This is a genomic window from Methylicorpusculum oleiharenae, assembly GCF_009828925.2.
In the GTDB taxonomy this organism is placed as follows: Bacteria; Pseudomonadota; Gammaproteobacteria; order Methylococcales; family Methylomonadaceae; genus Methylicorpusculum; species Methylicorpusculum oleiharenae.
This window is the reverse complement of sequence record NZ_WUTY02000002.1, coordinates 375,960-387,844: the sequence shown is the minus strand read 5'-3', so window position 1 is coordinate 387,844 and position 11,885 is coordinate 375,960. Positions and strand designations below refer to the sequence as shown.

The window sequence follows — 11,885 nt, the reverse complement described above, 5'->3', positions numbered from 1 at the left end:
ACTTAGGTTTTGTCAAATCCCTACAAACCGCTATCGATGCTATTCAACAGGCGGAGGGATTCAACGACACCCGCTCCGGTTACCAGCCAGTCGAATAAATGAGACTTGCATTATTTTGCGGACGAATACAATGGACTAAACCGTCTTTTGAACAAAAGGAAAAGCCGATGAAATTCACTGTAAACCGGGAATAGATAGTAGGTCCACTGCAACAAATAGCTCGCATCATTGATAAAAGGCAGACCTGTACGATCCTTTCGAATGTACTTCTCCAATGTCGTGATAGCAAATTGGTTATCACGGCTACAGATCTTGAAGTTAAGATCGTCATTCAATTGAACCTGAACGATATACGCGTAGAAGGCACTATAACTTTAGATGCACGAAAGGTATTGGATAGTTGCAGGCTGTTACCTACCGGTAGCGATATCAATTTTGATTTGGAAGGTGACAAGATCAATCTGTCGTCAGGCAGTTGTAGTTATATACTGAACACGCTATCCGCTGATGATTTTCCGGAATTCAATCACACCGAAGCAGAGACCTGCTTCAATGTCAAAGCAGATAAATTGAAAGACGGCCTTGATAAAACGGCTTTTTGCATGGCTCTCAACAGTGAGAGGAATTACCTAAACGGGATAGAAATGACTATCAATGACGCCATGCTCAAGCTAGTAGCATCAGATGGTAATCGCTTGGCTGTGTACAAGGAAGATATTGGGTCAACAGGGGTCAACGCAAAAATCATAGTGCCCAAAAAGGCGGTTCAAGAATTAAGTTGTTTACTTGATGGATTGGAAGAAGATGTAGAAATTAGAGTTTCGAGAAACACCCTTGAGGCTTTATATAAAAACGTTGTTTTTTCTTCTAAGTTGGTGGCTGATAAGTTTCCGAATTTTGATCGCATAGTGAATCAATTGTTTTTGAATCCGATAATCGTAGATCGCGGGTTGTTAAAAGACTCGATAAAGCGGGTTGAGGTACTTTCCAACGAAAAATACAAAGGAGTGAGCTTTGACATAAAAAGTGCTTCGTTGAAGATAAGTACCGATAACCCAGAGCATGATGAAGCAGAGGAAGACTTGGTTGTCGATTATCACGGCGATCCTATTTCAATAGCCTTCAACGCAAAATACATGCTCGATGCGGTGAATAATATAGATGGCAAAGACGTCAAGATGACGGTTGCCGAAAATACCAGCGTCTGTTTTATTGAGGGTCAAAGTGATTCTCTGTTTTGGTACCTTGTGATGCCGATGCGCATTTGAATTAGGAGCTGTTTGATGGAAATTTAACAAATCGATGGTAGCGGCAGGCAGGTCTCGAACTAGTCGAAATCCGGGTAAAATCATATAACTGATAGCTATGAGTACACAATTACAAGAAAAAAACGCTATGACAGTTTTTGTGATTTTTTCAGCCACAACTATGAAACTGGGAGATTTATTGGAATGATTCGTCCCTTAGAACACCTAGTGGCAGCGATGCGACTATACCCCTCTACTAGTAAATTTGTAGACGAATTCCGGCAAAGCAAAAGCCGCGATCTGCCTGATTGGCCATCATGGTGCTTCATACCGATGGCCGGTTGGGCCGCGATTGTCAGCATTGACAACGCCGTTCAAATCGACCCTGGCGGCCGATTACCGCTGCATCTGGCTATCGATTTGGGACGACTGGCGGCAATCGGTACTTGGCGTTACAGCCAGGGTGTTTATCAATTTGATGCCGATTTTATGGCCGCGTTGGCTGATACGCTTGTCGTTGGCAACATGCCTAGCGAGGTCCTGTATCGGCTGCCGGAATGGTGTATTTATATAAATACGCCGGGGCTCACTTGGTTGGGAAGCCTGCTGCATGGCTATTGGGCGCATCTGGAATACGACATCAATACGTACCGTAGCGAGTTGCGGCTATTGCTCGATACCGATGAGCATCTGATTCCGGTTCCCGTGCATCTCGGGCCATGGACTGTGACCGAGGCCATTGATCGCGCCAATAGCGAAGCAGTGCGTCAAGCCGAAGCACACCGCATAGACTTTGCGCCGAATAAGGATCATGTTCAGCAACTGGCGGCAAGCATCAATCCGTTGATTTCGCTGCTGCTGTACCTCTGCAGTGATGTGCCGGAAATCGACAACGACCGCGAACCCGGAACGTCACCCAAACGCCCACAGCGGACAAAAACTAAGCGTGGCTGGCGATGGTTTCCAGCCGATAAGCCGCGCGTGTGGTCGGTTGGTCGGGAAATCGGTGAACTGTTGCGAACGAACACGGAAACCGTGAAGGACACTGGCCGCTCAGTCAAAACCCATGTCAGGCGTGGACACTGGCACGGATTCTGGACGGGGCCACGAGATGGTGAGCGGCGCTTTAATTACCAATGGCTCATGCCGATGGTGGTTGGCGGTGATCGGGAGTAATGAAAATAATGTAGACAGCACGACAAATGTCCAGTGAACGCATTCGGGTCGGATTAGTTGTCCATATAACGCAGTTTATTCCTTGATGTCGCATTGTAAAGTGGATCCCCGGAATCCCGGAAGTAGTTTAAGCTATGCCCTGACGGGAAATGAAAGGTAGAAAATGAGCAAAAGCAAACGGAAGATATTTACAGGAGCCCAAAAAGCCACTTGATTATAAAGATCATCAGCTCAGTCAAAAATCGTCATCTCGGCAGGGGTTGCCAAGATCCAGTCGCCATGGATGGCAAGGGCCGAACACTTCCTTGTGCTCTGATAGGGGTAAGGGAAGCGGTAAATGTCAACGTAGTTGTCGCATCAGTTAAAAATTAGTGGACAGTAGTGTCGGTTTTTTCGCCGCATTATTGTTTGGTTTATCAGGATTTAAACAGCCTTTTGGCTGCCAATCCCAGTTTCGGGTGTTACGACTCCAACGCTCCGGTTTTTGGCCTTAGCGGCCTCGTAAACCGCTTGGCGTTGCGTCAAGATCGCCCGGTCTTCACCGCTTTTCACCACCCAATTCCGAATACCCAAATACACATTCACATCCCTTGGCAAAAAACCACGTATCAAGTTACCCAAAATCCAAAAGCCAAAGTCGAAAGAGTCGTTTTTAGGCGATCTTTCGGTGCCATGAGGTGATTGTGCAATGAGTAGTATGCAGATTTCAATCATTTGGATTCAAACATGCTATTCAACTCACCTGAATTCATTTATTTCTTCCTCCCTTTTTCCATTGCAACCTGGTGGTTGCTGCAGAAACTCGAACGAGAGCATGATGCGCAGTTGTTCGTCATTCTCTGCTCGATCTATTTCTATGGCTGGTGGGATACGCGATATGTCCCACTCCTTATCGGGAACGCAGTAGCAAATTTTTATGTAGGGCAAAGGATTTCTCAAACAAAGTCCAAAAAGCTACTGATTGCTGGACTTTTGTTCAACGTTGGGCTGTTGGGCTACTTCAAATACTCAGACTTCTTCATCGAAAACTGGAACGCGGCAACGGCTAACGATGTGCCGGTTATGCATTTAGTGTTGCCTCTCGGAATCTCATTTTTTACCTTCCAAGTGATCGCTTACCTGGTGGATTGTTACAAGGGCTATGTTGAAGATTTCAACCTGAGACGGTTCGCGTTCTCCATTTCGTTTTATCCGCATTTGATCGCAGGTCCAATCCTTCATTACTCCGATGTAATGCCGCAATTGAAAGATCGGGTGAACTTCAACGCACAGCAATTTTCGCAAGGCTTGTTCCTGTTTGCTGTCGGGCTATTCAAAAAATCTGTAATTGCTGACCGTGTCGCCGAAAAGGTCGATCCACTGTTCGCCGCGGATGCGGTTTTGCAGTTTTTCGAGTCCTGGGTAGCAGCTGTTGGTTATGGCTTGCAAATATATTTCGACTTTTCTGGATACTCGGACATGGCGATTGGGATCGGGCTTATGTTCGGAATCCTATTGCCACAAAACTTCAATTCCCCTTACCAATCGGTAAGCATTGCCGAATTCTGGAAACGGTGGCACATGACCTTATCAAGGTTCCTACGAGACTATCTTTACATTCCCTTGGGTGGCAATAGGAATGGCCTCTTCAAGGGCATTTTAGCAGCCGCTGTCACAATGACCATTGGTGGGCTCTGGCATGGCGCCGCATGGACTTTTATTCTTTGGGGGATTCTCCAGGGTATGTTCATCGGGGTGCATCGTATTTGGCAGACATTAAAAATTGAATTGCCGGACAACCTCGCTATGGCAGTGACATTTATTTCAGTCACCCTCGCTTGGGTGGTTTTTAGAGCTGAATCGCTTGAGCAAGCGCTTTCTATCTGGAAAGGAATGCTAGGTCTAAACGGAATTGCACTACCGAGCATGATTTCAGGATTTTGCCAAACATGTACCCAGACGAGTCTGGTCACGGGTATAGAAGTGATTCAGGCCGCAATTCTGCTAACCGTTTGCATGGCCTATGCGAACGCTCAAAAAGAAGCACAGCTGCTTGAGGCAAACGGGAAAAATCTAGCCTTGTTCACAGCCCTTTTTTTTCCAGCATTTGGATGTCAGGTTCTCATGAAAGCTTTATCTATTGGCAGTTTTGATTCGTTCTGGAAAGCCGCGCTATTAACAGGCGGTGTTGCAGCTTGGTGTTTGCCTGTCTGGAACGTGATCGTCAATCCGTATCAGATTTTCAAGACGGAATATTCAATGGGGCGTCGATACACCTCATCAACCACCAACGAGCGTTACCTGAAGGTTGAATATCTATTACGTGACGCGAAAGAAAGATCTCCGGATTCTGCAGAAGCGATTGTTTCAACCATTAACAGAGAACTACCAGTCGAACGAACTGTGAAAAAGTCGCCACAACGTGACGCGTTTATTGTTGGATCATCCATTATGGGTTTAGTCGACCCTGAACTGCTGAACAAGCGTTTTCCGGGGAGGACTTTCTACAATCTTGCTTTTCTGGCGGCGAAGCCTGAAGAAATCTTGGCCACATTAAAAGCATTGAAGCGCAAAGGCGTGCCGATAAAAACAGTGGTCTATGGTTTGGAGCCTATCGCATTTACCGATATCAAGTCGTATGGGCCCGCCTACAGACTTCATCCAGAAGCCGGTGGCGAAACGAAACAGCGTGTCATTTTTGATTACTTGTTCGCATCGAGCTTATCGGAAGGATTGGGCAGACTGCTTAATGAAGCGAAAGGAATGCATTCGGTGAGATACGCTATTGACGGTGATGGACGTTACTTTTTAGATCGCTACGACCAAGAAATAGCGCGGGATCAAGCCGCCTTCATTAACAAGCAATTTCCAGTAAACGCCAAACCCGCTAATGCTCCGCCATGGATCAAGTCACGATTTGATGATTTTGAAGCATTGGTCAAGTGGCTTGACGACGAAAAGGTGGATGCCAGATTTTACTTGAATCCGTTACATCCTCATGTCATGAAAGCGTACGGTGAGGATCGCCTCGAGGCGTTCCGGACAAAAATTGCCAAACTGACAAGACAAAAGAATATAAGCGATTGCACGCATTTGTTAGCAACTGATCAAAACGCGAATCAGCGCTTTTATGACTATAAGCACTTTAGGGATGTCGAGTCTGAGACGGTGATTAATTGCGCATTGAGATAGACGAACGATTTCATCTAAAGAGGCCGAAAAACCGCGTCTTTCACCGCGATGAAGAGAAAAGGTTTTTCGTAAGATTCTATTAATCTTAACTTTTAAAACCAAAATCCGGATGGCATCAGGATGAGCAGTGGGCCACAAAGAGTTGCAATCCGGCATGGTTCATGGTGCTTCTATGAAAATCGAGCTGGGACAAGATGATTACCTCTTGTCAAAAAATCAAACAACACCGGTATTTTGCGATTTTGATTGCCTGGTCAACGCCCATATGTTGGTCATGGGTAAAACCGGCATGGGCAAAACCACGTTTTTAAGACGCTTTATACAGCAAGCTCGTCGTTTCTCACCGGCGCCCAGAATTCATATTATGGACGTGCATGGCGATATCGACTTACCAGGCGCTTCTTCAGTCAGATTCTCAGAATCCACTGAATACGGTTTAAATCCATTCGCAGTCAGTTCTGACCGGCATTTCGGCGGTGTTAGGAAACGCACGCAGGATTTCATTGCGACGATTAACGGATGCCGTCCAATCGGCTCAAGACAAGAAGCGGTCATGCGGCATTTGATCACAGACCTGTATGCCGCTCATGGGTTTTTTGCTGACAACTACAAGTCATGGGTGCTGAACGACGGCTTTGATCGTAAGTATCCAAAGCGCTACCCAACCATGGATGACGCCTGCCGGTATGCTTTTATCAAGCTCAAACAACTTATCATTGGCAGTGACACCAAGGCAGGGAGAGCCTTGGAGGAACTCAACAAGATCACCAGTAAGCTTTACAAAATATCGAAACAGGTTTCAGCGCCGGGTGCAAAACCGGATGAAGAACTGCTCGAGAAAGCGATGGATCTGCGTCAAAAGGCAAGCAAAGCCTATAAGGATTACATCCAAAACCTTGAAACCGGCAAGGAACTGGAGGACTTCATTAAATATGAATCCAAGGAAGTTCTAAAGTCCGTGGTAGAGCGTTTCGACAATCTCAAAGCCAGTGGGATTTTCAAGAACCAAAGCCCTCCATTTGACCGATCCAATCCGGTCTGGCACTACGACATCACAGCACTGCGTGAAGATGAAAAACGAATGTTTGTCGAATTTAGGCTTCAAGAAATCTTTTCATCGTCACTCGAAAGAGGCCCTGTTCGAAGAGAAGAAGAGGGATTGCTTAGGGATGTCATGATCATCGATGAGGCACACTTGTTCTTTAGAGACGATGAGAACAACATTCTGAACACCATTGCAAAAGAAGGCCGCAAATTTGGGCTTGGCTTGGTCTGCGCAAGTCAATCGCCGACGCATTTTTCCGAAGACTTTTTTTCCAATGTTGCGACCAAGGTGGTGCTTGGCGTTGACCAAATGTATTGGGACAACTTGATACGGAAGCTGAAAATCGAATCGAAGCTGATGCAGTACATCAAACCGTTTTACGTCATTGGCGTACAAATGAGTAATAAAGGCGAGACGAAATCAAGATTCACGATGGTTCGACTGCCAACATCAAAATCTCAAGCAGGAAAACAATAATGGCCAGAAATAACGCTATCAATTTGAGAATGAATTCCTTTGCGAGTTTTGATGACGCACTGGATATGTGTGAACTGCTCGCACGAGAGACAGGGAAAAAATACTCGGTCATGGCTGATAACCAGCTTGGTTTCACAGCTAAAAAAGTTGGATCCAATCAAGATACTTCGAAAATTGAAAATAAAGATGGCCGTTTAAAAAATAATGATTTTCGTCAAGCGTGGCGAGGATTCATTCCCAATTATTTCCAAATCCTGATAGGAATCCTGATATTTTTAAGGCCCTACACGGTTGTTAGTTTAGTGGTTTCTTTATTAGAAATAGAAAACATTCCGACAGGGTTTGACTTGAAGAGTTTTGGGGAGGTCATAGGAATCAGCGGAATCTTGTTAATTCTTTACGGATTGAGATTTATATACAGCTATTTTGCCGCAAAACTCTATATCGACGACGACGGATTAATTCTCAAAAAAGGAATTATTGCTCAAACCCAGGTCCAAATTCGGTTTAGTGACATCAAGACCATTGGGGTTCATCAGGGGATTTTAGATAGATTATTAGGAATCGGTACCCTACGTTTGGATTCTGCCGGCACGACCGGGAAGAGCGGCAAGTATGGAACTGTAGATATTGAATTTAAAAACATGATTGACCCGGTATCGATAAGGCGAAGTATTCAGCGCATGATCGACGATTACATCAGAGATCACGGTTAATTGCGATGATCAAAAAAATTGCTGCGCTTTTTAAAACAACCAATGCGCAAAAGAGTAAGTTGAATCTTGACAAGAAGCCCATTGAAAAGCACAGAGAAACAAAATGGGATGTTTTCGATGAATATGCCCAAAGACTGCCTGGATTTCCTTTAGGAATTCCAGTGATCCCTGTAGAGCATTTGATCGAAAAAAACAGGGACATGATCAAGCAGATCATCCTGGCGAGAGGCTTGGCAGGGGAACATAACAAAGATGAGGTAGAAAAAAAAGTGATGTCTCCGATCAGACATCTCGCCGAGATGACACACCTTCTGCCGGCATCGGAAAAAAACCACTTCAAATTAATCGGTGGGCTATTTGCTTTTTGCTTAGAAGTATCCCTGTTTTCAATCAGGTATGCCGAGAGACGGATATTGACGAGGTCAACACCTGAAATCAGAAAGGAAGAAGAATCACTTTGGGCGCATGCCGCTTTTTTAAATGGATTGTTTTGCGAAGCGATCACCGCACTGTCGAAAATTTCAGTGTATGCCGAGGGTCTTGGGATCGAGTGGCGCCCGGGTGGAGAGTTATTGTACGAGTGGCTGATAAACAATGAATTGGCGCGTTATCACATCCGCTGGAACGAAACCGAAGATCGATCGACGATCTACATCATGATGGGCAAAGCAATTCAAAAAGAGCAGGCGGATATTTTGGCTGCCGGCGAAAAGGCGATTTACAAAACACTCTATTCGGCACTTCAGGACAAAAAAGACAAAAGCAATCCCTTGGCACGTATTTTCGCCGCGGTGACCTACAAAATCATGGAACGTGATGAATGGAGTCACGCGGATCGCTATGGTAAACCATTGCCTGGGATGCATTTGGAACCCTGGTTAATTGATGCCATGAGACATCTGGTGCAGAAAAAACGGTGGACGCCTAACGATGAAAATGGCCGAGTTTGGCATGGAAAGGATGGTGTTTTTTTAGTATGGCCTTTGGCAGCGACGGATATGCAACATGAACTGAGAGCAAACGAATGCCCTTTTATTCCGAATACAAACGAAGTCCTAGCGGATATCCTGCTGGAAGCTGGAATTGTGAGCAGAAATCATTTGGGAGGATATGTGTACGAAATTTCGGTACCCGTGATCGACAGCAAAGACAGGAAGTGTCTGGATAGTCTAAAGATAGCAAGGCCTGAGATTTTGTTTGTAAAGACACACCATCAGCCGATTAACGAAGAGTTATGCACAGATGCGCATCAAGAGAATGAACTCGATGAGGATAAGAACGAAAAGGAGATAAAAGAGGAATTAGAGTGGCAAGAAGTTAAAAATGAGTTGGAAGATTTAAAAAAACATAATCAAAAAGGAACAGGAAATCGTGAATCGCGGATAGCTCGTAAAGACAATGAACGTAATGCATCGACTGAATCAAATGGAGAGGAAAGCGGCAAGCACCCTCTTGTTGAACAAGACAATCAATTAAAAAAACAAAGCCAAGCCTTATCACAAGGCAAAAAAAAAGATGAACTGGGTTCAAACGCAATAGCTGAGGCATCATCAGAAGAATTGATCGCTAATAACTACGATGATGATTATGCCGCAGACTACGAGTTTCCGGAGGGGAGGGATTATAACGTTGCGGGTGATGAAATTCGGGTCGATGAGGACAAAGTGAGCATTAAAAATAATGCAGTGACTGTCACGCAACCCGATAACCATCATAAAAAAGGCAACCAGAAACAGGCCGGAAAAGCAGATTGGGCACAGGCCAACAAGCCATTTCTTAATGAGGACTGTGGGGAAATGACAAGCGATAAAGGTGTTGAATCTTTAATTGATCTTTTGATAGCGCAATCAAAAAACGAACCTGAAGAAAACACGAACACCAAAAAGAAAAAACAATCGAATTCACTGCAAAACTCGCCATCTGAAATCAGTCATTTGACTGGAAATGATCCGCAATCAAAAACCCAAAAAACAGGCCGTGTCGACTTGGTACTCAAAAAATTGAAGCGCTTGCCTGAAGAACACTTATCAGTATTGCCGGGCGGCATTACGAAAGTGATGGCAAAGGGGTTGAAAGAAACCGGTCTCGAATTGAATGACTGTATTTCAGTATTGAAATCGGCGGGGTTAATTAAATTAATAGACGGGAATATAACTGGCTTAACCAAGACAGGAAAAGGGACTTCACGCTACTTTTTGATAAAGGCGAATTTGTTCGATGGCAAGTAATTATGACCCCTACATAAGAAAGCCTTATGAGCTTTATATTGCATCGGCTTGGCTGGTGGCTACTGCTATTACCTTTGCCGGCTACATCATGTTGCCAGGCGGGAATGCGATGATGATCCCGTGGATGTGTTTTGGATATATGTCATTGAAATCAGCGATTAAAGGCCTTGATTGGGTAGGTAGAGGAAAGCTGGGTGAAATGTTGACGTATTTGAGTGTCGAGCAATTCATGGCATTGTTAAAACCAGAACGAATGTGGTTTGGCTGGGGGTTCGATTGGATGCCTATCCATACTCAACGAGCGATCGACTACATGTTGTCTGGGGCAAAAATGAATCATAACCAAGAGAGCCCTGGGAGCCCTTGGATTCATGGTCTTAATTTGGGTAAAGAAAAAGAGGTTTTAATTCCTCTGAAATCCCTAGAAGGACACACCATCATGTTCGGAACAACCGGATCAGGGAAGACGAGAGCCTACGAAATCATGGTGACTCAAGCGATTCACCGCGGCGATACGGTAATCATGATCGATCCGAAAGGCGATAAAGAATTGCGGGATAGGATGGAGCTTGAATGCGTAAGAGCGGGCAGAAAAGATGCTTTTTTATTATTTCATCCTGCATTTCCACGGTCATCCATCCGCCTTGATCCCCTGCGAAATTTTACGCGAACAACCGAAATTGCTTCGCGGATAGCGGCATTACTTCCTTCTCAAACTGGCGGATCAGATGCCTTTACGGCCTTCGCGTTCAGGACGCTAAACCTGGTTGCACAAGGGCTTGTGGAGACCGGCAAGCGGCCATCGATCAAGCAATTGCGTTACTACATCGAGGGTGGAGCAGAAGCATTGCTGGTCCACGCGATTGAAGCGCACGCCAACCGGGTTGAGGCGGGCTGGAATAGCGAAGGGGGCAGTGCGGAGCCTTTTTTCATCAAAGCTAAAGCCGGCAAGGCAAAAAAAATGGAGACCATTACCAATTCGGATTGGCTGGCGACAATCGAGTGGTATCGCGCAAAATTGAGCAACACACCCAAAGGATCAGAAGGGATAGACGGTTTGCTCTCGCTGGTTGAACATAACCGGATGCACTTTTCGAAAATGATCGCATCGCTTATCCCGGTTCTGAACATGCTGACCTCGGGTGATTTAGGCGAGCTTCTATCGCCCAACGAAGAAGATGCGTGGGACAAAAGACCCATCTGTGATACATCGACAATAATTTCTGGCAAACATGTCTTATATGTTGGCCTGGATTCATTATCGGATTCGATCGTTTCATCGGCGATCGGGTCAATCGTCCTGGCCGACTTCGCGTCTGTAGCCGGGATGATTTACAACAGCGGCAACAAGCCTGGACGAATTTCTATGTTCGTGGACGAGGCTAATGAAGTGGTCAATCTGCCGTTTATCCAGATCCTTAATAAAGGACGCGGGGCTGGCTTCCAAGTGGTCATGGCCACGCAAACCTTGCCGGATATTGTGGCCAGACTCGGCGACGAGGCGAGGGCCAGGCAGGTGCTCGGAAACTGCAATAACCTGATCACGCTTAGAATCAAAGACGGGGATACACAACAATTCGTTGCCGAAACATTCGGGCAGACCTACATCAAAACGGTTCAGCAAAGCAGATCCACCGCGGTCAACTCGGCCGAAAACATCATCAATTATTCGGGAAACAGCGGCCAGTCATTGATATTTGGCGAGCATGATCTATTTCCACAACACCTTCTTGGGCATTTGCCCAATTTCCATTACATCGCATCAATTGCCGGCGGCAGGGTCATCAAGGGACGGCTGCCAATCATTACTCATTAGGATTGAATA

The 11,885-nt window shown here is 45.5% G+C and carries 8 protein-coding genes; 7 read left to right on the top strand and 1 reads right to left on the bottom strand.

Annotated features, from left to right (window positions below; genetic code table 11):
• Positions 1–194: 194 nt before the first annotated feature.
• Together dnaN and GO003_RS25145 are read left to right on the top strand one after the other, a co-directional pair.
• Positions 195–1,268, top strand: a complete 1,074-nt coding sequence (dnaN, locus tag GO003_RS25150) for a DNA polymerase III subunit beta (protein ID WP_331001678.1) — start codon at positions 195–197, stop codon at positions 1,266–1,268.
• Between the two features lie 183 nt (positions 1,269–1,451).
• The gene (locus GO003_RS25145; RefSeq protein WP_159657513.1) at positions 1,452–2,423 is read left to right on the top strand and encodes an AcrVA2 family anti-CRISPR protein; all 972 of its coding nucleotides are present in this window, start codon (positions 1,452–1,454) and stop codon (positions 2,421–2,423) included.
• A gap of 423 nt (positions 2,424–2,846) precedes the next feature.
• Here the strand turns inward: GO003_RS25145 and GO003_RS25140 are convergent, their stop codons facing one another.
• Entirely contained in the window at positions 2,847–3,137 is a 291-nt protein-coding gene (locus GO003_RS25140; RefSeq protein WP_159657515.1) for a hypothetical protein, read from the bottom strand.
• Positions 3,138–3,149: 12 nt separating this feature from the next.
• On the opposite strand from GO003_RS25140, the gene GO003_RS25135 reads away from it, so the two are divergent.
• The 5 genes from GO003_RS25135 to traD all read left to right on the top strand — a co-directional run bounded on the left by GO003_RS25135 (position 3,150) and on the right by traD (position 11,876).
• Complete coding sequence (locus tag GO003_RS25135; protein ID WP_159657517.1) at positions 3,150–5,594, top strand: MBOAT family O-acyltransferase; 2,445 nt, start codon at positions 3,150–3,152, stop codon at positions 5,592–5,594.
• A 172-nt stretch (positions 5,595–5,766) separates the two neighbouring features.
• Positions 5,767–7,116, top strand: a complete 1,350-nt coding sequence (locus tag GO003_RS25130; protein ID WP_159657519.1) for an ATP-binding protein — start codon at positions 5,767–5,769, stop codon at positions 7,114–7,116.
• Positions 7,116–7,832, top strand: coding sequence for a PH domain-containing protein (locus tag GO003_RS25125; RefSeq protein WP_159657521.1), 717 nt, complete (start codon positions 7,116–7,118; stop codon positions 7,830–7,832). Before GO003_RS25130 ends, GO003_RS25125 begins: the two co-directional genes overlap by 1 nt.
• Positions 7,833–7,837: 5 nt before the next feature.
• On the top strand, positions 7,838–10,060 hold the full coding sequence (gene mobH / locus GO003_RS25120) for a MobH family relaxase (RefSeq protein WP_159657523.1): 2,223 nt from the start codon (positions 7,838–7,840) through the stop codon (positions 10,058–10,060).
• Positions 10,050–11,876, top strand: coding sequence for a conjugative transfer system coupling protein TraD (traD, locus tag GO003_RS25115; protein ID WP_159657525.1), 1,827 nt, complete (start codon positions 10,050–10,052; stop codon positions 11,874–11,876). Before mobH ends, traD begins: the two co-directional genes overlap by 11 nt.
• Positions 11,877–11,885 lie beyond the last annotated feature (9 nt).